Consider the following 24,654-nt stretch of genomic DNA (forward strand, 5'->3'; position numbering starts at 1 on the left):
AGCCGTCGCGTCGGACGGCCGCTTGCACATTGCCGCGCCTGGTCAGGCCGCTCGTGACGCCCTTACTCGCCCGCCACCGCGGGTCCGCCGGAATTGCCGCGGCGGTTTCGGCGCTTTTCGCTCCACACGCGCAACCGGTCCATGTACAGATAGACGACCGGCGTCGTATAGAGCGTCAGCACCTGCGACATGATCAGGCCGCCGGCGATCGCGATCCCGAGCGGCGCGCGCAGCTCGGCGCCGTCGCCATGGCCGAACGCGAGCGGCAGCGCGCCGAGCAGCGCCGCCATCGTCGTCATCATGATCGGGCGGAAGCGCAGCAGGCACGCCTCGTGGATCGCGTCGAACGACGATTTGTGGCTGTTGCGCGTCTGGTCGATCGCAAAATCGACCATCATGATCGCGTTCTTCTTCACGATACCGATCAGCAGGATCACGCCGATCAGCGCGATGATGCTGAACTCGGTCTTGAACAGCAGCAGCGCGAGCAGCGCGCCGACGCCGGCCGACGGCAGCGTCGACAGGATCGTGATCGGATGGATGTAGCTTTCGTACAGGATCCCGAGCACGATATAGACGGCCAGCAGCGCCGCGAGGATCAGGATCGGCTGGTTGTTCAGCGACTGCTGGAACGCCTGCGCGGTGCCCTGGAAACTGCCGACGATCGTCGGCGGCACGCCGATCTGCGCCATCGTCTGGTAGATCACCTGGGTCGCCTGCGACAGCGACACGCCCGGCGGCAGGTTGAACGAGATCGTCGTCGCGACGAACAGCCCCTGGTGGTTCACCGACAGCGGCGTCGTGCTCGGGCCGAAGGTCGCGATCGCGGACAACGGGATCATCGTCGACTTCGACGTCGACACCGCCGCGCCCGACGACGCGCTCGACTTGCCGCTCGACGCGATCGAGTTCAGCGCCTGGTTGCGCGCGGAATCGGACGCGATCGCCGCGGCGCTGGTGGCGGCCGTGCCCGCGCTCGACGTGCCGGCCGACGTGGCGACGAAGGTGCCGGCCGCCGCATTGGTGGTTTGCGAGCCGTTCGCGCTGCCGCCCGACGTGCTGATCCACACCTGGTTCAGCATCTCCGCGCTCTGCCAGTACTTGGGCGCGACTTCCATCACGACGTGGTACTGGTTCAGCGGGTTGTAGATCGTCGAGACCTGGCGCTGGCCGAACGCGTCGTACAGCGTGTTGTCGATTTGCGCGGGCTTGATGCCGAGGCGGGCTGCGGTCGCGCGGTCGATCGTCACCATCGCCTCGAGGCCGCCTTGCTGCTGGTCGGAGTTCACGTCGGTCAGCTCGGGGCGCTTTTGCAGCGCTTCCGTCAACAGCGGCCCCCACTTGTACAGCTCGGCGCTCGAGTCGCCGAGCAGCGTGAACTGATACTGCGCGCTGCTCTGCCGGCCGCCGACGCGGATGTCCTGCGCAGCCTGCAGGAACGTGCGCGCGCCCGCGACGTCCGACAGCGGCTTGCGCAACTGCTGGATCACCTGGTCCGCCGACAGCTTGCGCTCGGTGCGATCCTTCAGCGTGACGAACATGAAGCCGGAGTTGGTTTGCGTGCCGCCGGTGAAACCCGCGACGCTCTTCACGTTCGGGTTGGCCTGCACGATCCGCATCATCTCGGCGAACTTCAGTTTCATCGCCTGGAACGACGTCGACTGGTCCGCCTGGATGCCGCCGATCATCAGCCCCGTGTCCTGCTGCGGGAAGAAGCCCTTCGGCACGATGACGTACAGGTACACGTTCAGCCCGATCGTGGCAAACAGGATCAGCAGCACCAGCATCGGCCGGCGCAGCGCCCACGACAGCGAGCGCTCGTAGCCGCGCTGCATCCGCGTGAAGAAACGCTCGAGGAAGCGGCCGAAGCGGCCCTCCTCGTGCGCGTCGTGCGGCTCGCGCAGCAACCGCGCGCACATCATCGGCGTCACGGTGAGCGACACCGCGAGCGACACGCCGATCGCAAGCGACAGCGTCAGCGCGAATTCGCGGAACAGCCGCCCGACGATCCCGCCCATCAGCAGGATCGGCAGGAACACTGCGACGAGCGAGATGCTCATCGACAGCACCGTGAAGCCGACTTCGCGCGCACCGTCGAAGGCGGCCTGCAGCCGCGGCTTGCCGTTCTCGATGTGGCGCGTGATGTTTTCGAGCACGACGATTGCATCGTCGACGACGAAGCCGGTCGCGACGATCAGTGCCATCAGCGACAGGTTGTCGATCGAGAAGCCGAGCAGGTACATCGCGCCGAACGTGCCGACGATCGAGATCGGCACCGCGACGCTCGGAATCAGCGTCGCGCGCCAGTTGCGCAGGAACAGGAACACGACCATCACGACGAGGCTGACCGCGATCAGCAGCGTGTGCTCGGTGTCCTTCAGCGATGCGCGGATCGTGGTCGAACGGTCGAGCACCGGCGTGACCGTGATGTCGGCCGGCAGCGACGCGGTAAGCTGCGGCAGCGCCGCGCGCACGCGGTCGATCGTCTCGATGATGTTTGCGCCAGGCGAGCGGTAGAGGATCACGAGCACCGCGCGCTTGCCGTTCGACAGGCCGAGGTTGCGCAGATCTTCGACGCCGTCGACGACCTCCGACAGATCGGACAGCCGCACGGCCGCGCCGTTGCGGTACGCGACGACGAGATCCGCGTACTGCGACGCCTTCGACGCCTGGTCGTTCGTATAGAGCTGGTAGCGCTTCGGGCCGAACTCGATCGCGCCTTTCGGGCTGTTCGCGTTCGCGGACGCGAGCGCCGCGCGCACGTCCTCGAGGCCGATCCCGTAGTGGAACAGCGCATGCGGCTCGAGTTCGACGCGCACGGCCGGGTTCGCGGAGCCGCTGACCGTCACCTGGCCGATTCCGTCGATCTGCGACAGCGACTGCTGCAGCACGGTCGACGCGGCGTCGTAGACCTTTGCGGGCGAAGCGGTTTCCGACGTGAGCGACACGACCATGATCGGCGAATCGGCCGGGTTCACCTTGCGGTACGTCGGGTTGCTCTTCAGCGACGCGGGCAGGTCGGCGCGCGCCGCGTTGATCGCGGCCTGCACGTCGCGCGCGGCGCCGTCGATGTCGCGGTTCAGCCCGAACTGCAGGATGATCCGCGCGTTGCCGACAGTGCTCGTCGACGTCATTTCGCTGACGTCGGCGATCGAGCCGAGGTGCCGCTCGAGCGGGCTCGTCACGCTGGTCGCGACGGTCTCCGGGCTCGCGCCGGGCAGCGACGCCTGGACCGAGATGGTCGGGAAGTCGACCTGCGGCAGCGGCGACACCGGCAGCCTGATGAACGCGAACAGGCCCGCGAGCGCGACGCCGAGCGCGAGCAGCGTCGTCGCGACGGGGCGGGTGATGAAGGGGCGCGACAGGTTCATGTCGGCACTCGCCGGGCCGCCGCGTGTTCCGACGGATGCGTTTTCGGAAGATGGGGGGGCTGCGCCCCCCCACGCGAACGAAGTGAGCGTGGGGGTTGTGTCATTTATGCGCCCGTTTGCTTGCCTGCGTCGCGGCCGGGGCCGTGCCGCTCGAACCAGCCGCGCGCGCGGCGCGCGAGGCGGTCGAAGCCGAGGTAGATCACCGGCGTCGTGAACAGCGTCAGCACTTGCGACACGATGAGGCCGCCCGCGATCGCGATCCCGAGCGGCTGGCGCAGCTCGGAACCGGCGCCCGAGCCGACGATCAGCGGCACTGCGCCGAGCAGTGCGGCGAGCGTCGTCATCAGGATTGGCCGAAAGCGCAGCAGGCACGCCTGATAGATCGCGTCGCGCGGCGGCTTGCCTTCGACGCGCTCGGCCTCGAGCGCGAAGTCGATCATCATGATCGCGTTTTTCTTCACGATGCCGATCAGCAACACGATCCCGATGATCCCGATGATGTCGAGATCGTGTCCGGTGATCATCAGCGCGAGCAGCGCGCCGACGCCGGCCGAGGGCAGCGTCGACAGGATCGTGATCGGGTGGATGTAGCTCTCGTACAGCACGCCGAGCACGATGTACATCGTGACGACCGCCGCGAGGATCAGGAACAGCTGGTTCGACAGCGACGCCTGGAACGCGAGCGCCGCGCCCTGGAAGCGCGTCTGGAACGAGCCGGGCAGGCCGACGTCCTTCTCGGCCGCGCCGATCGCCTTCACCGCTTCGCCGAGCGACGCGCCCGGTGCGAGGTTGAAGGAAACCGTCGTGGACGGGAACTGCGACAGGTGAGAAATGAGCAACGGCGACGGCCGTTCGTGGAACGACGCGATCGACGACAGCGGCACCTGGCCGCCGCCGGCGGACGGCAGGTAGATGTCGTTCAGCGATTGCGCGTAATGCTGCTCCTTCGGCTCCGACTCGAGAATCACGCGGTACTGGTTCGACTGCGTGAAGATGGTCGACACGATGCGCTGGCCGAACGCGTCGTACAGCGCGTTGTCGACGGTCGCCGGCGTGATGCCGAAGCGCGCGGCGCTCGCGCGATCGATCTCGATGTACACCGATTGGCCGTTGCTCTGCAGGTCGGTCGCGACGTCGGCGAGCGACGGCTCTTTCTGAAGCCGCGCGACGAGCTTCGGCACCCAGGTCGCGAACTCGTCCGGATTCGGGCTCGTCAGCATGAACTGGTACTGCGTCGGGCTCACGGTCGAGTCGATCGTCAGGTCCTGCACCGACTGCATGAACAGCGTGATGCCGGTCACGTTCGCGACGCGCTGCTGGAGTCCGCGGATGATTTGCGCGGCGGTTTCGGTGCGGTCGTCGCGCGGCTTCAGGTTGATCAGCATCCGGCCGCTGTTCAGCGTGATGTTGCTGCCGTCGACGCCGATGAACGACGTGAGGCTGTCGACGTTCGGATCCTTCAGGATCTCGGCCGCGAGCGCCTGCTGGCGTTCTGCCATCGCACCGTACGAGATCGACTGCGGCGCCTGCGTGATCGCCTGGATCACGCCGGTGTCCTGCGCGGGGAAAAAGCCCTTCGGCACGAACACGTAGAGCAGGGCGGTCAGCGCGAGCGTGAGCAGCGCGACGACGAGCGTCGAGCGCTGGCGGTTCAGCACCCATTCGAGCGCGACCGCGTAGCGTGCGATCACCCAGTCGATCGCACGGTGCACCCGGGCCTCGAAGCGGTGGCTTTCGGGCGGCGGCGAATGGCGCAGCAGCTTCGCGCACATCATCGGCACGAGCGTGAGCGACACGATCGCCGAGATCACGATCGTCACCGCGAGCGTGATCGCGAATTCGTGGAAGAGCCGGCCGACCACGTCGCCCATGAACAGCAGAGGGATCAGCACCGCGATCAGCGAGACCGTCAGCGAGATGATCGTGAAGCCGATCTGCCGGGATCCCTTCAGCGCGGCCTCGAGGCCCGTGTCGCCTTCCTCGACGTAGCGCGCGATGTTCTCGATCATCACGATTGCATCGTCGACGACGAAGCCGGTCGCAATGGTGAGCGCCATCAGCGACAGGTTGTTCAGCGAGAAGCCGGCCATGTACATCACGGCCAGCGTGCCGATCAGCGACAGCGGCACCGACAGGCTCGGGATGATCGTCGCGTACACGTTCGCGAGGAACAGGTACATCACCAGCACGACGAGTGCAACCGCGAGCAGCAGCTCGAACTGCACGTCGCGCACGGCCGCGCGGATCATCGTCGTGCGGTCGGTGACGATCTGCACGTCGAGCGCGGCGGGCAGCGTTTCCTGCAGCTTCGGCAACTGCGCCTTGATCGCGTCGACGGTCGCGATCACGTTCGCGCCCGGCTGGCGCTGTACGTTCAGGATGATTGCGGGCTCCGAATTGACCCACGCGCCGAGCTTGGTGTTCTCCGAGCCGGCGACGATCTTCGCGACGTCGGTCAGCATCACCGGGCGGCCGCTCTTGTACGCGACGACCGCATCGTTGTACTGGTCGGCGCTCGTGAGCTGATCGTTCGCGTTGATCGTGTATGCGCGCGTCGGGCCGTCGAAGTTGCCCTTCGGCGTGTTCACGTTCAGGTTCGAGATCGTCGTGCGCAGGTCGTCGAGGTTCATCCCGTACTGTGCAAGCGCGGTCGGGTTAGCCTGGATCCGCACGGCCGGCCGGTTGCCGCCCGACAGGCTGACGAGGCCGACGCCCGCGATCTGCGAGATCTTCATTGCGAGGCGCGTGTCGGTCAGGTCCTGCACCTGCGTGAGCGGCAGCGTCTTCGACGTGATTGCGAGCGTGAGCACCGGCGCGTCGGCGGGGTTCACCTTCGCGTAGATCGGCGGGGCCGGCAGGTCGGACGGCAGCAGGTTGCCGGCCGCGTTGATCGCGGCCTGCACTTCCTGTTCGGCGATGTCGAGCGGCAGGTCGAGCGAGAACTGCAGCGTGATCACCGATGCACCGGCCGAGCTCTGCGACGACATCTGGTTCAGCGACGGCATCTGGCCGAACTGGCGCTCGAGCGGCGCGGTGACCGCCGACGTCATCACCTCCGGGCTCGCGCCCGGATAGAAGGTCTGGACCTGGATCGTCGGGTAGTCGACCTCGGGCAGCGCGGCGAGCGGCAGGAAGCGCAGTGCGACGAGACCGGCCAGCATGATCGCCGCCATCAGCAGGGCGGTGCCGACCGGCCGGAGAATGAAGAGACGGGACGGATTCATCGAGCGGCCCGCGCGTTACTGGGCCGCGGCGGCCGCTGCCTGCGACGCGCCGTGCCTGTGCCCGCCGCGATGGCCGGCCGCGGCCGATGCGCCGGATGCGCCCGGCGCGGCGCCGCCGCGTGCGCCCGATGCGCCGCTCGGCTTGTCGGCGGGAATCGTGATCTTCGAGCCTTCGCGCAGCCGGTCGGAGCCATCGGTGACTACGCGCTCGCCGAGCGCGACGCCGCTGACGATGCTCGTGCGCTCGCCGTCGACCGGGCCGACCTTGACCTTGCGCACCGTCACCGTGTTGTCGGGTTTCACGATGTAGACGAACTGTCCGATCGAGCCGGTCAGCACCGCGGACGTCGGCACGATCGTCGCATTGCGCATCACGTCGACGAGCAGCCGCGTGTTCACGAACTGATTCGGGAACAGCAGCCCGTCCTTGTTCGCGAACGTTGCGCGCAGCTTGATCGTGCCGGTGCTCGTATCGATCTGGTTGTCGAGCGTTTCGAGCGTCCCCGTTTCGAGCGGCACGGTGTTGTTGCGGTTGTACGCGGTGACCGACAGCTTCTGGCCGGCGTTCACCTGTTTGACGATCTGCGGCAGGTTGTCTTCCGATGTCGTAAAGATCACGCTCATCGGCTGCAACTGCGTGATCACGACGATGCCGTTCGTGTCGCCCGGCGTCACGTAGTTGCCGGGATCGACCTGGCGCAGGCCGACGCGGCCCGACACCGGCGCCGTGATGCGCGCGTACGCGAGATTGAGTTTCGCGGAATCGATCGCCGCCTGGTCGGTCTTCACCGTCCCTTCGTATTGCTTGACGAGCGACGCCTGCGTGTCGACCGTCTGCGACGCAATCGAATCCTGCGCGAGCAGCGTCTGGTAGCGCTTCAGGTCGATGCGGGCCGTTGCGAGCAGCGCCGCGTCGCGCGCATGCGTGCCTTCGGCGTTTGCCAGCGCGACCTGATACGGGCGCGGGTCGATCTGCGCGAGCAGGTCGCCTTTTTTCACGATCTGGCCTTCCTGGAACGCGACCGACTGCAGATAGCCCGATAGCTGCGTCTTGACCGTCACGCTCGCGAGCGGCGTCACGGTGCCCAGCGCCGACAGCACGATCGGCATCTCGCCTTGCGTCGCGGTCGCGACCGACACGGGTTGTGGAACGTTCGCCATCGCGGCGGGGCCGCCACGGCCGCGATGGCCGCCGCCGGCGCTTGCGGCCGATGCGCCGGTGCCTGCGGCGGGCGTGCCCGCGGGCGTACGGTTCCACGGATGCCACCACAGCAGGCCGCCGATGACGACGACCGCGAGCGTGCCGAGCGCCAGCGTTCGGCGCGGGCGGCGCGGTGCGGGCGAAGCAGGGTCCTTCGAAGGGGGCGTGGGCTTTTGTTGGTTGTCCATCGTGTGCTGTCAGGAAGACGGCGCGGCGTGCCGGGAAACGGGCTTGGAGCGGCGCGTGGATAGGCGGTTCGGAAGGCCGGCTCGGTCCGGCCCTTCCGGTTCGCGCGGGAAAGAGCGGTGCGCTGCGCGAATGCGGCGCGACGATGGGCATGATGCTACGTCCCGTCCCCGTTACAGTCCAGCAGTCTATCTTTCAACGGGTTACGGTCGTTACAGAACGCGACGGTACGATGACGAAACGATTACACGGCGCTGCGGCGGGCGGGCGCGCCGCCGATCTCGCGGGTAATCTTTGCAATGCATTCGCGCAGCGCGGGCACGACGTGTTCGTGCAGCCACTCGGGCGGGCACTGGCTCGACGCGCCGCCGCAGTTCACCGAATAGCGCTGGCCGGACGGGCCGATGAAGCCGGCCGCGACCGCGTTCAGCCCTTCGCGCCATTCGCCGACCGCGATCGCGTGGCCGTCGCGCATCGCATCGTCGAGCGCCGGGTTCAGCCGTGCCGATACGTGCGGCCAGTCGTCGCCGGCCGTGGCGCGCAGCGCGTCGAGCAGCGTGCGGCGCTCGTCGTCCTCGAGCGCAGCCAGATACGCGCGGCCCACCGCGGTGCGCGCGATGTCCATCCGCGAGCCGATCTCGAGGCGTGTGACCAGCACGGCGGAGCGCGGGCGGATCACGTCGATCGCGACCATGTCGAGCCGGTCGCGCACCGCGAGATGCACCGACAGCGACGTACGCTCGGCGAGCTCGATCATGAACGGCCGCGAGCGCGCCCGGATGTCGAAATTGCGCAGGAAGCCATGGCTCAGCTCCAGCACCGACGCGGTCAGCACGAAGCGCTCGCTGTCGGGAAGCTGAAACAGGAAGCCGGCGCTGACGAGCGTCGCCGTGATGCGCGACACGGTAGGCTTCGGGATGCCCGTCAATTCCGTCAGTTCGCGGTTGCTGACCGGGGCGTCGGCGGCCGCGATCCGGCGCAGCACAGCGAGGCCGCGTGCGAGTGCGGTGATCTCGTCGGGCGACGATTCGCGATCTCGGGGCGCGGGAGGCGTTACAGGTGTCGACACGGGGATTTCTCTCTATTTCCGAAACGCAATTTCAATTTTGTTGATATTGTACGATGATTGTCAAAGTATGCATGTTCCATGGGTGAATCGTTCATCCGATGAGATTTTACGGGTTCACCCTTGGTTTATTAGGAAAGCGCTCAAATGTGCATTGCCGGAAAGTGCAGAAACCGGTGCAAATACCGCTTGACTTGTCGGGCGGAAACGGAAAGAATGTCTCACGTTTTCGAAACATCGTTTCAGGAGTTTAACCGGCAACGGTGTTTCGCGCAGTCTCTCAGGTTCTAGCACGGCCCTCGGAATGGCTAGAACTTTTTTAGCGCCACGGTCTCCGTGGCGCTTTTTTTTGCCCGTCCGTCCCGGACGCGTCAGGCCCGTATTATCCCCGATCGCTGAAAACCGTTCTTTCGACCCGGCGCGCGTACGCCGCGTGCATCCGTGTCGGCGGCGCACGCGCGAAAAAAAGCGCGACGCCCGGATGGGCATCGCGCAAGAACCGGCGTGGAGCGCCGACGAATGAAACGTGATGAAGATGGTGCCCGGTCAGGGACGCCCGGTCAGGGACGCCCGGTTAGGGACGTCCCGTCAGCGGACGCGCGGCGACGGCACGCGGGCAGCGCGCGCCGCTCGCGCGACGCGATTACGCCTTCGCGAGCTTGATGCTGGTCGGCTCGGCCGTCAGGTAGCCGACGCTCGCGCCGAATCGGTCCTTGTAGTTTGCGCGCACGAGCGGATCGAGCGTCGGCTTCACCTTGTCGTGCAGCGGCGACTCCCAGTCGCCCGCGTGCTGGAAGTTGCTCATGATGTAGGTCCAGCCGTTGATCTCGTCCACCGCGTGCAGGCCCGTCGATTCGGCGCCGGCCGGACACGACAGCACGCGTGTGAGCGATTTCGTGTCGACGTTGTACGCCCACAGGAAGTTGTTCACGTGCATCCCCGAGTCCTCGCCGATGAACAGCGTGCGCAGCTTCTCCGAGAACTTCAGGTTGTCGGGGTTCGCGATCTTGTCCGGGTTCGCGAGGTTGCCGAGCGCGTCGGCCGCGGCGAGATCCTCGCCGACGAGCGCGGCCGGCGCGCTCATGTCCACCGGCACCCATTCGCTGTCGATCGCGGCGCCCGACGTGTCGCGCTGGCCGCCCTTCAGGTTCAGCGCGTAGACGGCGCCCGCGGCGATCTTCTTGTCCAGCGCGACGTCGCGCGACACCGTATTGCCCTTGACCATCGACGTCTCGATCCGCGACATCGCCGTGTAGACGATCTTGTCCTTCGCGTTGACCGTCGTGCCTTCGAGCTTCGTGAACGCCATGCTGCCGCCGATCAGCGCCGCGTAGCGATGCGTCTCGAGGAAGGCTGCCGCCTTTTCCATTCCCGGCTTCACGCGGATCCAGTTGAACTTGCCGCCGAAGTGAATCTTCGTGTAGCTGGCGTCGTTCGGGTCGGTCGTCGTCAGGTCCATGATGTCCGACGCCTTCAGCGTGTTCGCGAGCGTCTCGATCTCGTTGCTGGTCGCGTGGCCGATCTTCAGCCACGTGAGCGTCGCGCTACCCGCGCCGGCGGACGACGTCTGCGTCCACTTCGCGACGTACAGCGTGCCGGCCGACAGGTCGGCCGCCTTGTCGGCGACGAACATGAACAGGCCGCCGTTGGTCGCATCGTCGCCCATCATCACGGTGCGCTGGTCCGGCATCACCTGGATCAGCTCGTGCGAGATGCGGCCGAGGCAGTAGTGCTTCTTCACCGTGCCGGTGCCGTCCGGGTTCACCGTGATCTCCGGCAGATGGCCGTAGTGGTAGGGGTTCGCCTTCGTCTCGTCGCCGAACGTGTTCTTGCTGAACGCCTTGAACTGCGCGTCGGTCGCGGCCTTCGTCGCGTCCGGTTCGTATTCCTCGCTCGACAGATGCGTGCCCCACGGCGACAGGCTCGCGCCGCAGGTGATCCACAGCCCGTGCGCTTTCGACGTGTCGACGTTGTGATACTTGACGACCTTCAGCGCGCCGCTGGACGGATCCTGGTCGAGCGTGATCACCGCGATCGGCGACGGCAGCTGGCCGTACTGCGACGCGCTTGCCTGGTCGCGCGTCGTGTATTCGAACTGCACGACCGCGAACACTGTGTTCCCCTTCACGCCGGGCACGTTCGCGTTCTTCAGCGTCAACAGCGAACTGCCGTCCGGGCAGTCCGAATAGAACTGGCGCTCCTTGCCCGCGACCGAACGGTCGATGATCGGCTGGTTGTTGATGTCGTAGTAGCCGCCGGCCAGGATCGTGCCGCCGTTGCCGTCCGGCACCATGTCGCCCGTGACGAAGAACGGCCGGTACGCGAGCTTGAAGTTGCGCGACGAGCCGTCCGAGAACGACACCGACAGCGTCGAGCCGACGGTCGTCGTGGCCATCGCGGCCGCATTGTCGAGCGTCGGCGCGGCCATCGCCGAGAACGCCGCCGACGTATATGCGGCGGCCGGCGTCGTAGCGGTCGGACCGTCGTCACCGCCGCAGCCCGTCAGCAGGGCCGGCAGCGCGAGGCCGGAGAGGGGCAGCATGGGCGCGCCGGCGAGGATCTTCAGGGCCTGACGACGGGAAGCATTGGGCAACGCGGGCATGTGGAGTCCAGTTTCAGATGTTGGAAGAATGGCCTTCGCGACACGCAGGCGCTCGGCAAGCTTCGCGAAGGCAAGTTGAAAACTGGACGGAAGTGTAGGGACCCTACATGAAAGTTTTTTGAATTGAAAACGTAATGATGCGCCGACGTGCGTGACGCTGGACTCGCGCAAGCCCGGCGCACGCAGCGGCGATGCTCACTCGCGTTCGGGCGTCGCCGAGATCCGGTGGATCGACAGGTCGGCGCCGTCGAATTCGGCTTCGCGATCGAGCCGCAGGCCGACGGTCGCCTTCAGCGCGCCGTACACCAGCGCGCCGCCCGCCGTCGCGATGACGATGCCGCCGAGCGTGCCGATGAGCTGCGACGCGAACGATACGCCGCCGAGGCCGCCCAGTGCGGGCTGGCCGAACACGCCGGCCGCGATCCCGCCGAGTGCGCCGCACATCCCGTGCAGCGGCCACACGCCGAGCACGTCGTCGATGCGCCACCTGTTCTGCACGCAGGTGAACATCGCGACGAACAGTGCACCTGCCGCTGCGCCGGTGACGAGCGCACCGATCGGGTGCATCACGTCGGAGCCCGCGCACACGGCGACGAGACCGGCGAGCGGTCCGTTGTACGTGAAGCCCGGATCGTTGCGGCCGGCCATCCACGCGGCGAGCGTGCCGCCGACCATCGCCATCAGCGAGTTCACCGCGACGAGGCCGCTGATCTTGTCGAGCGTCTGCGCGCTCATCACGTTGAACCCGAACCAGCCGACGGCCAGCACCCACGCGCCGAGCGCGAGGAACGGGATGTTCGACGGCGGATGCGCGGCGATCCGGCCGTCCTTCGCATAGCGGCCGTGGCGCGCGCCGAGCAGCAGCACGGCCGGCAACGCGACCCAGCCGCCGAACGCGTGCACGACGACCGAGCCCGCGAAATCGTGGAACGGCGCGCCGAACGCGTGCGTGAGCCACGCCTGCACGCCGAAGCGCTCGTTCCACGCAATCCCTTCGAAGAACGGATAGATGAAGCCGACGATGATCAGCGTCGCGACGAGTTGCGGATTGAATTTCGCGCGTTCCGCGATGCCTCCGGACACGATCGCCGGGATGGCTGCCGCGAACGTCAGCAGGAAGAAGAAGCGCACGAGCGCGTAGCCGCTGTGCTGCGACAGCGTGCCGATGTCGTCGAAGAACTCGACGCCGTACGCGATCGTGTAGCCGATGAAGAAGTAAGCGAGCGTCGACACCGAGAAGTCCACGAGGATCTTCACGAGCGCGTTGACCTGGTTCTTCTTGCGGACCGTGCCAAGCTCGAGAAATGCAAAGCCCGCGTGCATCGCGAGCACCATGACGGCGCCGATCAACAGGAACAGTGTATCGACGCCGGATTTCAGACCATCCATGCCGGGGCTTCCTTGCGCAAAAAACGGGCAAGGAATGCAAGTATCGGGTCAAGTTGGTGAACGACTGCGTTCAATTGGTGCGAATGGTGGCCCGGAGCGCCGTGCGGCGCGGCGTCCCGACGATGCGTGCACGGAAGCGGGGCACGTATGCTGCCGCAATAGGCGTGGCGGCCTTGCACGCGCATGGTGCGACGCGTACGCAACTGGTGCGTATGGCGCGCGTCGGGGCGCGAGGTGGTGCGCCGCGATGCACCGGTCCGGCGCGTCAGCGGCGCGCGAACAGCGCTGGCGGCCGGCGCAGCCGCAATGCGCACAGACACCAGTATGCGGCGACGGTAACGAGTCCGAGCGCGGCGAAGGCCAGTGCGGCGAAGCCGGGGAGCGACTGCTCGTCGCCGCTCGGGCCGAGGATGCCTTGCGTGACGATCAGCGCAGCCGTCCAGAAGCCGATCACGGCTTGCGCGAGCAGGCGCGCGGCGGCGACGCGGCGTGGACGGCCCGACGCGCGCAGGCACCGCACGGACGGCGCGCGAAGACACAGGAAGAGCGTGGCGGCGAGCAGGGCGGCCAGCGCGATGAACCAGTCGATGAGGAAAGCCATGATGAGGCGGAAAGCAGACGGAGCGGGTTGAAGGGCCCACTTTAGTGTCGCCGCGACCGGGATTGAATCAGACGAATCCGAAATTGCAGTGCATCTTCAAGCGGCAGTGGTCATTTCCGTTGTTCCACAGGCGGTATCATCGACGTCGGTCCAACCATTCAGGCCGTGCGGCGCACGGCCGGAGATTGCTGATGAAGATGAAGACTTGGCGGGCGCGTCGCGCGTCCGGAGCGGTGCTGGCAGTTGCGGCCGCCGGTGCGGTGTTGTTGCTGGCCGGCTGCGAGAAGTCCGGCGCGCCGGCCTCGCAGCCCGACACGGCCGCGAGCGCGGCTGCCGATGCCGCCAACAACGCGGCGAAGGCGCTCGATCAGGTGGCGAGCACGGTCAACCAGCAGATCAATGCCGCGAAGGCCGGCATCGCGTCCGCGGCGTCGGCCGTGCCGCCGTTGTCGGCGAGCGGCCTCGCATCCGCTGCGCAGGCGCAGTTCGACGCGGCCGCATCGGCTGTCGTCGCCCACGCGGCATCCGAAGCGGGCGCGCGGATGGCGGAGGCCGGCAAGAAGCTCCAGCAGTGGAGCCAGCAGAACGCGGCCGGCGCAAAGCCCGCCAGCGGCGAGTAATCGGGCGCTTGCGCGATGCGCAAAATGTAATTATAGTGGTTACACATTGTCGCCGGCTGCGGTTCGGGCCGGCGTCGCCGAATGGACGAGGAATGAATACCAGCAGCCGGTTTGCGTTTGCCGTTCACGTTCTTGCGTTGCTGTCGATGCAGGAAGGTGTGCCGCTGTCGTCCGACATCATTGCGGGCAGCGTGAACACGAATCCGGCGCTGATCCGTCGGCTGCTTTCGATGCTGGCGGCCGCGGGGCTGACCACGTCGCAACTCGGCGCGGGCGGTGGCGCGTTGCTCGCGCGGGAGCCCGGGGAAATTACGCTGCTCGACGTGTACCGCGCGGTCGACGATGCGCAGTTGTTCGCGCTGCACCGTGAAGCGCCGAATCCCGCGTGCGTCGTCGGCCGGCACATCCAGGGTGTGCTGATCGACTACATCGGCGACGCGCAGCGGGCAATGGAAGCGTCACTCGCCACGCGAACGCTTGCTGACGTCACGGCAGACGTGCTCGAATCCGAGCAGCGCAACCGGCCGGCGGGTAGCGCCAGCGGCTAAGCACGGGCCGCGACGCGCATCACACCGGGCGGGATGCCGGGCGACGCACACGCGCGGCGACCGGCACGACGGAGTTCCGCTCCGTTTTTTTTCGGCTTTATATGTAATCGCTTTGGTTACTTTTACTGATGGAGAATCGACATGACGCAACGTAGCTTGAACATCGCGCTGTTTGGCGCCACCGGCATGATCGGCTCGCGGATCGCGGCGGAGGCCGCACGCCGCGGCCATCGCGTGACCGCGCTGTCGCGCCATCCCGGCGCGGCCGCCGACGGCATTACCGCGAAGGCGGCCGATCTATTCGATGCGGCCAGCATCGCGGCCGCACTGCCGGGTCACGACGTCGTCGCGAGTGCGTACGGCCCGCAGCAGGACGATGCCGCGAAGGTCGTCGCGGCGGCGCGGGCCCTCGTGGCCGGCGTTCGCCAGGCGGGGCTGAAGCGGCTCGTCGTCGTGGGCGGCGCGGGTTCGCTGGAAGTCGCACCGGGCAAGCAGCTCGTCGATACCGAAGGTTTCCCCGATGCATACAAGGCGGTCGCGCTCGCTCACCGGGACGCGCTCGGATACCTGCAGACCGTCGGCGATCTCGACTGGACCTTCTTCGCGCCGGCCGCACAGATCGCACCGGGCGAGCGCACGGGTACGTTCCGCACGGGCGTCGGCAAGCTGATCGCGGACGCGCAGGGCAACAGCAAGATCTCGGCGGAAGATTACGCGGTCGCATTCGTCGATGCGCTCGAGCATCGGAGCTTCGTGCGCGAAGTCGCGACGGTCGCGTATTGAGCGAAGGGACGGCGGCGCACACGCAGCGCTCCCGCATCATGCGCCGTATGTGCGCGTAGGGCGCGCATGCGCCCCGTGCGATCGACGACTTCAGGCGGTTCCACCTTGACGGGCGGAATCGCCTGTTTCGTCTGCTCTGACGCCGCTAGGCAGCCCGGCGTACGCGGACCGTACACATGGCCGCCGGCTCTTTACGCGATCAGTGTTTATCCCGGTCGACGCCGCGGAGTGGTTTTCATATTGTTCCCCGTCGTGCACGATGCATAGAAAAAATTTCTATCTACGAGGGACTGGGTAAATGGACGCCATCGATCGCAAGCTGCTGGAGCTGTTGCAAGCAGACGCGACGCTGCCGATCGCGGAACTCGCGCAGCGCGTGAACCTGTCGCAGACGCCGTGCTGGAAGCGTGTGCAGCGCCTCAAGGAGACCGGTGCGATTCGCGCACAGGTCGCGCTGTGCGATCCGCGCAAGCTCGGCGTCGGAACGACCGTGTTCGTCGCGATTCGCACGAATCAGCACACCGAGGAATGGGCGCAGCGTTTCACGCAAGCCGTGCGCGACATGCCGGAAGTCGTCGAGGTATACCGGATGAGCGGCGAGACCGACTATCTGCTGCGCGTCGTGGTGACCGGCATCGACGACTACGATCGCGTGTACAAGCAGTTGATCCGCGCGGTGCCGCTGTTCGACGTGAGTTCGTCGTTCGCGATGGAGCAGATCAAGTATTCGACTGCGTTGCCGGTGCGCGACCTGTCCGAGCCGGCGTAGCGCACGGGACGCCGCGCGGCCGCAGCGCTTGAGGTTGCTGCCCGCGCGTGCCGTAGCCACCGATTCGTCAGCGTGCAGTCGGCCGCGTGCGGCATGTTAATGGCGACGTATCGTGCGGCGTTATCCATGCGTGCGCATTCGGGTGCCGCCGCTGCCGCCGCGCGCCGTCGACGTGCGCCCCGTGCGCTCAACGGCCGCGCGCCAACGCGCGCGCACGTTCGTCCGCGAGCGCGTCGCGGCGCACGAATTCGGCGACGAACGGGCTCGCCGGATGGTGGTGCAGCGCATAGGGCGTGTCCCACTGCGCGAGCCGCCCATCTTTCATCACGCCGATCCGGTCGGCGATCGCGAATGCTTCCGCCTGGTTGTGCGTGACGAGGATCGCGGTGTGACCTGTACGTTTCAGGATGTCGCGCAGCTCGAACGCCAGACGCTCGCGCGTGTCGACGTCGAGGTTCGAGAATGGCTCGTCAAGCAGCAGCAATTCCGGCGACGGTGCGAGCGCGCGCGCCAGCGCGACACGTTGCTGCTGGCCGCCCGACAGCTCGTGCGGGTAGGCGTTGCCGGATTGCGCGAGCCCGACGAGTTCGAGCATGTCGGCGACCCGCGCGCGCCGTTCGGCCTTCGGCATCCGCCGCAACCCGAACGCGACGTTGTCGGCCGCGCTCAGGTGCGGGAACAGCGCGTAGTCCTGAAACATCATTCCGATACGCCGCCGTTCGGGCGGCACGTCGAGCGATGGCGCCGCGACCGGCATGCCGTCCAGCACGATGCGTCCGGTCCGCACCGGCTCGAAGCCTGCGATCGCGCGCAGCACCGTGGTCTTGCCGCAGCCCGATGCGCCGAGCAGGCAGCCGATGTCGCCGCGCGGAAGCGCGAGGCTCAGCCCGTCGACTACCATGCGGCTGCCGCTCGGTGTGTCGTAGGCGACGCAGAGGTCGTCAAGTTCAAGCAGGGTCACGGTGTCAGGCTCCGATCTTGTGGCGGGTGCGCGCGAGCAGGATCACGGGCACGAGCCCGGCCAGCACGATCGCGAGCGCGGCGACCGCGCCTTCTTCGTAGGTGCCGCGCGCGGCTTCCGCATACAGCCACGTCGCGAGCGTGTCGAAATTCAGCGGACGCAGCAGCAACGTCGCCGGCAACTCCTTCATCGCATCGACGAACACGAGCAGCGCGCTCGTCGTGAGTGCAGGACGCAGCAGCGGCAGATGCACGCGGCGCAGCGTGCCGCCGGCCGTCTCGCCGAGCGAGCGCGCGGCATGTTCGAGCGACGGCGGAATGCGCGCGAGTCCGGCTTCGATGCTGCCGGCCGAGATCGCGAGAAAGCGCACGGTGTACGCGATCACGAGTGCGGCCGCAGACCCCATCAGCAGCAGCCCGTCCCGGCCGAGTGCGGCGCCGAGCAGCCGGTCGGCCGCTGCGAACGGAATCAGCAGCCCGATCGCGAGCACGGTACCCGGTACCGCATAGCCGAGGCTCGCGATCCGCGCGCATGCGCGGGCCGGGCCCGCACGTGCGCTGTCGCGCTGCGCGCGCGCCGCCCACGCGACGACGAGCCCGCACGCGAGCGTGGCCGCAGTCGCGGCGGCGGCGATCGACAACGTGTTCGCGAGCCCGGTCAGCAACTGCGCCGATACGCCGCCGACCAGGTGCACCCGCTTGCCGGTTTCGACCGCGAGATACGCGGCCGGCGCGCCGAAGCCGAGCAGAACCGGCAGCCAGCCGAACGCGGCCGCGCACCAGGCGGTTGCGCCGGTCAGCGTGCGCGGCGCGATCGGCCGCATGCGCCGCCCGTGCGCGTAGCGCTGGCGGCGGCGCCCGTAGCGTTCGAGCGCGATCATGCCGACGACGATCGCGAGCATCGCGAGCGCGATCTGCGCGGCACCGGCGAGATCGGAGCGGGTGACCCACGTCGTGTAGACCGACACCGTCAGCGTTTGTACGCCGAGGAATTCGGACGCGCCGATGTCGTTTAGCGTTTCGAGCAGTGCGAGGCTCACGCCAACCGCGATCGCGGGCCGAGCCAGCGGCACGACGACGCGCCAGAACGTGACGATGCGCCCGGCACCGAGCGTGCGCGCGGCTTCGAGCAGGCTTGCGGACTGCGTGACGAACATCGCTCGCGTGCTCAGGTACACGTACGGATACAGCACGAAGCCGAGCACGAAGATTGCGCCCGGAAGCGAGCGCAGATCGGGCAGGCGGAACTGGCGCGGGCTGTCGAAGCCGAGCAGCCAGCGAATCGTGCCCTGCACGGGGCCGATCGGGTGCAGCAGGTCGAGATACGCGAACGCGACGATATAGGTGGGCACCGCGAGCGGCAGCAGCAGCGCCCAGGTCAGCACGCGGCGGCCGGGAAAGTCGTACGCGGTGACGAGCCACGCGCAGCCCGTGCCGATCACCGTGACGATCGCGCCGACGCCCGCGAGCAGCATCAGCGTATTGACGAGCGCCTGCGGCAGTACGAATTCGGCAAGATGCGCCCAGTGAGCGAGATCGGCGCCGAACGCGGCGGCGACCAGCACCGCGAGCGGCGCCGCGACCGCCGCGGCGATCGCGACGGCCGCAGCCAGCCAGGCGCCGCCCGCGCGCAACCGGAACGGCTGGCGACGCGCGCGGACGAAAGGTGCGTTAGTTGTCAAAGCCGACCTTGTCGACGAGCTGGCTGGCCGCCTTGCGATGCTTCGCGATGTCGGCGAGCGGCAGCGGGTCGATCTTCAACGGGCCGAAGCTCGCGATCACCGGGTCGAGCTTCACGTTCGCGCGCACCGGATATTCGTAGTTCGCCTGCGCATACAGCGCCTGCGCTTCCGGCGATACCAGGTACTCGAGCAGCTTCACCGCGTTGGCCTTGTGCGGTGCATGCTTCGCGACCGTCGCGCCGCTGATGTTCACGTGCGTGCCGCCGCTCTTCGCGTTCGCGAAGGTCGGACGCACGACCTTGATCGCATCGCCCCACTTGCGCGCATCGGTGCCGGCTTCCGCGTTCTTCATGTGACCGACGTAGTACGCGTTCGCGAGACCGACGTCGCAGATGCCGCCGAGAATATCGCGCGCGACGTCGCGGTCGCCGCCGGTCGCCTTGCGTGCGAGGTTCGCTTTCACGCCGCGCAGCCACTTTTCAGTCGCAGCCTCGCCGTCGTGCGCGATCATCGCGGCGACGAGCGCCGTGTTGTACGGATGCTGGCCGGAGCGGATGCAGACCTTGCCCTTCCATTTCGGATCGGCGAGATCTTCGTAGCGGAATGCGTCGACCTTCAGGTCCTTCTCGACGTACAACACGCGATCGCGCAGCGACAGCGCATACCAGTCGCCTTGCGCGCCGCGCAGATTCGCGGGAATCGCGTCGTCGAGCACCTTCGAGCGCACCGGCTGCGCGAGCCCGCCGTCGACCAGGTCGAGCAGGTTGCCGATGTCGACCGTCATCAGCACGTCGGCCGGCGATTGTGCGCCTTCGGCCTTCACGCGTTCGAGCAGGCCGTCCTTCACGAATACCGTGTTGACCTTGACGCCGCTCTGCTTCGTGAACGCGTCGATCAGCGGCTGGATCAGCTTCGGCTCGCGGGTCGTGTACAGGCTCACTTCCTCGACGGCCTGGGCAAGCGGCGCGAACGCGGCGGCGGCAACGGCGAGGGCGCCGGCGAGCGGCAGCAGGCGGGTGCGCGGATTCGACATGGTGACTCCGGTGAGGCAGGCGGAGGAGGAAGCGTTTCGGGACGTGCCTGCCGCCCGAGCGGCCCGAAACATTACAAAACGAAAGATTTGCGATTCTAAATCGAAATGGGAATGATTATCAAATGAAAGCGTGCGAAAGGCGGCGGGAAGGTGAAGGTCGGTTAACGCAACGGCTGGGCGCGGCACGGGTACAAGCGCGTAGAATGCCCGCTTCAACGAATCCGACGGAGCCGCACCGACCATGAACGATCAGCGCAAGAAGAACCCTGTCCGCAACGTGAGCATCCTGATCGTCGTGGCGGTGCTGCTCGTGATCGGGACGATCCTGTACAACGCGATCTCGCAAAAGCGCGCGTACGACGAGGCTCATCCGGCAGAGGCCGCGAGTGCGAGCGCCGCGTCGCACTGACGTTGTGTGACCCGCTGCGTGATTGCTGCTTGGGCCTTCGGTCTGGCGGCGATGCGCAGCAAGGAAAGGGCGGGAGCTGTGGCGGGTGATGCGTCACATCACGCCGCAATTGACTCGGAAAACGCGGGCGCCGAAGCCGGCGCACCGCGTGGAAAGTTACTCGTGCGTCACCGTGACGCAGCCGCGAACTTCGGGCGGATCCGGATGTAGAACACCGCCGCGAGCAGGGCGAGCCATGCCGCGCCGACGTAGAGCGCGACGCGCGTGTCGTCGAACCAGCCCAGCATCACGATCACGAATCCCATGAACGCGATCGTCAGCGCGGGCGCCACGGGCCACAGCGGCACCTTGAACTTCAGCGCCGCGACTTCCGCGTGCGACAGGCGCCGGCGCATCGCGACCTGCGACAGCAGGATCATCAGCCACACCCAGACGGTCGCGAACGTCGCGATCGCGGCCACGACCAGGAACACATCCTTCGGCATCAGGTAGTTGAGCAGCACGCCGACGAGCAGCGCGCCGGCCATCACGAGCACCGTGACCCACGGCACGCCGTGCCGCGACGTCGACATCAGCACGCGCGGCGCCTGGCCTTGCCGTGCCATCCCGAACATCATCCGGCCCGCACCGAAGATGTCGCTGTTGATCGCCGAAATCGCCGCGCTGATCACGACGAGGTTCAGGATCGTCGCGGCCGACTTCACACCGAGTGCGGAGAAGATCTGCACGAACGGGCTGCCGTCGCCGCCTACGCCGGTCCACGGGCTGATCGACATCAGCACGACCATCGTCAGCACGTAGAACAGCAGGATCCGCGCGGGCACCGCGTTGATCGCGCGCGGAATCACGCGCTCGGGATCCTTCGCCTCGCCGGCGCTCATCCCGATCACCTCGATGCCGCCGTACGCGAAGATCACGACCGACAGCGACGCGATCAGCCCGCCGATTCCGTTCGGGAAGAAGCCGCCATGGTTCCACAGGTTCGCGATCGTCGGCACGTCGGCCGAATGGCCGAAATGCATACCGGTCAGCAGGATCGCGACGCCGCCGCCAATCATCGCGACGATCGCGCCGACCTTGATGATCGACAGCCAGAACTCGAGCTCGCCGAACACCTTCACGTGGCACAGGTTCAGCCCGCAAATCACGGCGACGACGCCGAGCACCCAGATCCACTGCGGCACGTCCGGAAACCAGAAGCCCATGTAGATGCCGAACGCGGTGATGTCGGCAATCGCGACGATGACCATTTCCAGCGTGTACGTCCAGCCGGTGACGAAACCCGCGAACGGGCCGAGGTTCTCGCTCGCGTAGTGGCCGAAGGAGCCTGCTACCGGTTCGCGCACCGCCATTTCGCCGAGTGCGCGCATCACCATGTAGACGGCCGCGCCGCCGACGATGTAGGCCAGGATCACCGCCGGGCCCGCGAGCTGGATCGCCGACGCGGAGCCGTAGAACAGGCCGGTGCCGATTGCCGAGCCCAGCGCGAGAAAGCGGATGTGCCGCGCGCCCAGATGGCGCTGCAAGTTTTTCATCGAGTCTCCGATATCGTTATGCGGCGGACCGGGCCAGCGCGGCCGGTCCTGTTGGCTTAAGTTGTATATACAACTTGAACGTGAACGAATGATAACAAGCGGGGCTACGCGAGCGGAATCGGGTATTCCCTGACTGGCGCGAGCGGAGGAATCGGGCGTGCGGCCGCAGCGATATGTGCGAGCCGGCCGCGTGGGGCGGGTGGATCATGCTTCGCGGAGAACGTTGCAGGAACGGCGGAAACGCCGGGAACGGTGCGGGGCGTCGCCCGTCCGGTGGTTGGCCATGCTTCAGGTACGGTGGGGCGCGAACGGCGCAAGCACCGCCGGCCGACCCGCGTGCGTGTGCGGGCCGGCCGGCGACAGCAGCGCAATGTCACACGTTCATGCGGGCAGCCGGATCACGCTTGCGTCCTTGCGGATCAGCAGCGACGACGCGAGCATCTGCTTGCACTGGTGCGCGAGCACCTTCAGGTCGTGCGTGAGGTCCGCACCGACCGCTTCGGATTTTTCCGCCGACACGACCATTGCGTCGAGGTCGCGCGTGAGTTGTTTCGTCGCTTCGATCCGGTCGGCCGGCGGCGGCTCGCCGGCCTCCGCCTTCTCGAGGTTCTCGAGCACCGCGGACAGTGCGCGGTGCAATGCGTCGTCGTGCGCGAGATGCTCGTCGGCCGCGCACGCGCTGCGGATCAACGGCGCGGCTGCGGTGATCTGCGCGCCGAGCACGTGCGTCTGCACGAGCAGATCGTTCAGCTCCGGCACGAAGCGCTGGTGCGCCTTCGGCTCGATCATCATCCGCTGGAACGCCTGGCCGAGGTTTGCGAACGCGATGTGCACGTCCTTGCGCGCGAGACGGTAGCGATAATCGTCGTCGAGCGTGCCGGCCGGCGTTTCGATTGCCGCGGCGACGACCCCCACGACGGCCGCGCCGTCGCCGGCCGGGACCGGCGGCGGCGACGCACCGCGCCCGGCGCGCCACACCGCCTCGAAATACTTGCGCGTCGACGTAAGCATGTCGGTGACAAGCTTGCCCATCAGCCGGTATTCCCAGTACGGGAACAGCCGGCTCGCCGCGATCGCGATCATGCAGCCCACGACCGTGTCGATCGCGCGCTCGCCGATGATGCGCATGCTGCCCGGCGCGAGCAGATGGAACATCAGCAGCACGTATGACGACGTGAACACGACGCTCGCCGCGTAGTTGAACAACAGCAGGCTGTAGCTCATCACCATCGACCCGAACATGATCGCGATCAGCAGGTGCGGCTCCTTCACCGTGTAGATCAGCGCGATGCTCGCCGCGCAGCCGATCAGCGTACCGACGATCCGCTGCGCATTGCGCTGCTTGGTGAGCGAATAGCCGGGCTTCAGGATGATGATCGTCGTCATCACGATCCAGTACGCGTTCGTCAGCGGCAGCAGCCGGCCGAGCCAGAAGCCGACCGCCACCGCGATCGTCACGCGCAGCGCGTGGCGGAAGCTTGGCGAGCGCATGTTCAGGTTCGAGAAGATCAGCAGCGGCGACATCCGGCGCCGCTGCAGGAAGCGCGTGAGCGCCTTGTCGATCTTCAGTTCCGTTTGCTGCGGGTCGGCATGGCCCGACAGATTGCGGCGCATCCGGTCGATCAGCCGCGTCGCGCTCCAGATGCGCCGGAACGTCGCGAGCACCGCCGCGTACGCTTCCGCATTGCTCGCCGGGAAGTTCTTCTTGCGCATCAGCTCGATCTCGTACTCGATCGCGCGCAGTTCGGCTTTCACGCTGATGCGCGAATGCGGCGCGCGGTTCTCGAGCACCGCGAGACCGATCTCTTCGAGATCGGCGGCCGCCTTGCGGATCAGATCGCGATAGAAAATGATCAGGTCCGAGCCGCCGAACGTATTGCGCACGAGCGGGTAGTCGGTATGCGCGCCGACAAACAGCTCGTGCAGGTCGACGCTGTTGATGAACAGGTTGTACATCGTCGTGCGGCCGGGATCGAGCTTGCCGCGGCGCAGCTTCGGCAGGTTGCGCAGCACGATGTCGCGTGCGGTTTCCTGCGTTTCGACCGCGGTAATCTGCTTGGCAACCAGATTGCGATAGCACTCGTCGAGATCGGCGTCGAGATCGTAGAACTGCGCGCGCGCGAGCAGGTAGTCCGCGCACGCGAACAGACTCTCGGCGAGCGCCTGCTGCTCGATCCTGCGCGCCTGCCATTGCGACACCACGGTCGCCCAGTACGTGTACCAGAGGCCACCGGCGAGAATCCATCCGGCGTTGACGAACGCTTGCAGCGGCGTGAATTTTTCCTCGAGCGTCATCACCATCATGAACAGCGTCGCGAAGCTGATCTGCGGCCAGCGGTTGCCGTAGACGACGATCAGCGACAGCACGAACGTGAGCGGCACGATCGTCAGCCACAGCGCGAAGATGTTCGGCGTCGCGAGGCCGGTCGCGAGCGCGGCCAGGAAGCCGATCACGCTGCACGCGAGCATTTCGTTGTGCTTGTACTTCAGCGGGCCCGGCATGTCGACCACGCAGGCGCCGAGCGCGCCGGTCGAGATCGTGAAGCCGAGCTCCCGGTTGTTGAATACGATCAGACACAGCACGGCCGGCAACGACACGCCGACCGCGATCCGCAGGCCGCCGAAAAAGTACTGGCTGTAAAGAAACTTTCTGATTTCGACCGAATAGCGCATCG

The 24,654-nt window shown here is 66.9% G+C and carries 17 protein-coding genes; 5 read left to right on the forward strand and 12 right to left on the reverse strand.

Translation table 11 applies throughout. From position 1 onward, the window contains the following. Positions 1 to 62 precede the first annotated feature (62 nt). From WK25_RS05700 to WK25_RS05730, 7 genes are all read right to left on the reverse strand, one after another. On the reverse strand, positions 63 to 3,371 hold the full coding sequence (locus WK25_RS05700) for an efflux RND transporter permease subunit (RefSeq protein ID WP_069241152.1): 3,309 nt from the start codon (positions 3,369 to 3,371) through the stop codon (positions 63 to 65). A gap of 104 nt (positions 3,372 to 3,475) precedes the next feature. Next, on the reverse strand, positions 3,476 to 6,595 hold the full coding sequence (locus WK25_RS05705) for an MdtB/MuxB family multidrug efflux RND transporter permease subunit (protein WP_069241153.1): 3,120 nt from the start codon (positions 6,593 to 6,595) through the stop codon (positions 3,476 to 3,478). A gap of 15 nt (positions 6,596 to 6,610) precedes the next feature. Further along, positions 6,611 to 7,984, reverse strand: a complete 1,374-nt coding sequence (locus WK25_RS05710) for an MdtA/MuxA family multidrug efflux RND transporter periplasmic adaptor subunit (protein WP_040143822.1) — start codon at positions 7,982 to 7,984, stop codon at positions 6,611 to 6,613. A 242-nt stretch (positions 7,985 to 8,226) separates the two neighbouring features. After that, on the reverse strand, positions 8,227 to 9,051 hold the full coding sequence (locus WK25_RS05715) for an IclR family transcriptional regulator (RefSeq protein WP_040143823.1): 825 nt from the start codon (positions 9,049 to 9,051) through the stop codon (positions 8,227 to 8,229). A 640-nt stretch (positions 9,052 to 9,691) separates the two neighbouring features. After that, positions 9,692 to 11,650 carry a PhoX family protein gene (locus WK25_RS05720; RefSeq protein WP_069241154.1) on the reverse strand — a complete coding sequence of 653 codons (1,959 nt, stop codon included), beginning with the start codon at positions 11,648 to 11,650 and terminating at the stop codon, positions 9,692 to 9,694. Between the two features lie 195 nt (positions 11,651 to 11,845). Next, positions 11,846 to 13,039 (reverse strand): ammonium transporter, encoded by a 1,194-nt coding sequence (locus WK25_RS05725; protein WP_040143825.1) that lies wholly within the window; start codon positions 13,037 to 13,039, stop codon positions 11,846 to 11,848. Between the two features lie 265 nt (positions 13,040 to 13,304). Beyond that, positions 13,305 to 13,640: a hypothetical protein gene (locus WK25_RS05730; RefSeq protein ID WP_040143826.1), complete on the reverse strand. Its 336-nt coding sequence runs from the start codon at positions 13,638 to 13,640 to the stop codon at positions 13,305 to 13,307. A 191-nt stretch (positions 13,641 to 13,831) separates the two neighbouring features. Between WK25_RS05730 and WK25_RS05735 the strand changes: the two genes are divergently transcribed. From WK25_RS05735 to WK25_RS05750, 4 genes are all read left to right on the forward strand, one after another. Then, positions 13,832 to 14,260, forward strand: coding sequence for a hypothetical protein (locus WK25_RS05735; RefSeq protein WP_059544027.1), 429 nt, complete (start codon positions 13,832 to 13,834; stop codon positions 14,258 to 14,260). A 92-nt stretch (positions 14,261 to 14,352) separates the two neighbouring features. After that, the gene (locus tag WK25_RS05740) at positions 14,353 to 14,808 is read left to right on the forward strand and encodes an Rrf2 family transcriptional regulator (RefSeq protein WP_040143828.1); all 456 of its coding nucleotides are present in this window, start codon (positions 14,353 to 14,355) and stop codon (positions 14,806 to 14,808) included. A gap of 141 nt (positions 14,809 to 14,949) precedes the next feature. Next, positions 14,950 to 15,591: an NAD(P)-dependent oxidoreductase gene (locus WK25_RS05745; protein ID WP_040143829.1), complete on the forward strand. Its 642-nt coding sequence runs from the start codon at positions 14,950 to 14,952 to the stop codon at positions 15,589 to 15,591. A gap of 298 nt (positions 15,592 to 15,889) precedes the next feature. Beyond that, positions 15,890 to 16,360 (forward strand): Lrp/AsnC family transcriptional regulator, encoded by a 471-nt coding sequence (locus tag WK25_RS05750; protein WP_040143830.1) that lies wholly within the window; start codon positions 15,890 to 15,892, stop codon positions 16,358 to 16,360. A gap of 187 nt (positions 16,361 to 16,547) precedes the next feature. Here WK25_RS05750 and WK25_RS05755 read toward each other — a convergent pair whose 3' ends face one another. The 3 genes from WK25_RS05755 to WK25_RS05765 are packed head-to-tail and all read right to left on the reverse strand — an operon-like array spanning position 16,548 to position 20,035. Then, positions 16,548 to 17,321 carry an ABC transporter ATP-binding protein gene (locus WK25_RS05755; RefSeq protein ID WP_059543732.1) on the reverse strand — a complete coding sequence of 258 codons (774 nt, stop codon included), beginning with the start codon at positions 17,319 to 17,321 and terminating at the stop codon, positions 16,548 to 16,550. Positions 17,322 to 17,325: 4 nt separating this feature from the next. Beyond that, positions 17,326 to 19,002, reverse strand: a complete 1,677-nt coding sequence (locus tag WK25_RS05760) for an ABC transporter permease (protein ID WP_069241155.1) — start codon at positions 19,000 to 19,002, stop codon at positions 17,326 to 17,328. Next, a complete protein-coding gene (locus WK25_RS05765; protein ID WP_069241156.1) occupies positions 18,992 to 20,035 on the reverse strand; it encodes a Fe(3+) ABC transporter substrate-binding protein in 1,044 nt (347 codons plus the stop codon). Before WK25_RS05765 ends, WK25_RS05760 begins: the two co-directional genes overlap by 11 nt. Positions 20,036 to 20,276: 241 nt before the next feature. Here WK25_RS05765 and WK25_RS31105 point away from each other — a divergent pair, with 241 nt between their 5' ends. Continuing rightward, positions 20,277 to 20,444 (forward strand): hypothetical protein, encoded by a 168-nt coding sequence (locus WK25_RS31105; protein WP_014897547.1) that lies wholly within the window; start codon positions 20,277 to 20,279, stop codon positions 20,442 to 20,444. Positions 20,445 to 20,611: 167 nt separating this feature from the next. Here the strand turns inward: WK25_RS31105 and WK25_RS05770 are convergent, their stop codons facing one another. Both WK25_RS05770 and WK25_RS05775 read right to left on the reverse strand, forming a co-directional pair. Beyond that, positions 20,612 to 21,979, reverse strand: a complete 1,368-nt coding sequence (locus WK25_RS05770; protein ID WP_069241157.1) for an amino acid permease — start codon at positions 21,977 to 21,979, stop codon at positions 20,612 to 20,614. A 381-nt stretch (positions 21,980 to 22,360) separates the two neighbouring features. Further along, positions 22,361 to 24,652 carry an FUSC family protein gene (locus tag WK25_RS05775; RefSeq protein WP_059543729.1) on the reverse strand — a complete coding sequence of 764 codons (2,292 nt, stop codon included), beginning with the start codon at positions 24,650 to 24,652 and terminating at the stop codon, positions 22,361 to 22,363. Between the last annotated feature and the right edge of the window lie 2 nt (positions 24,653 to 24,654).

It is taken from the genome of Burkholderia latens (genome assembly GCF_001718795.1).
Lineage (GTDB): Bacteria > Pseudomonadota > Gammaproteobacteria > Burkholderiales > Burkholderiaceae > Burkholderia > Burkholderia latens_A.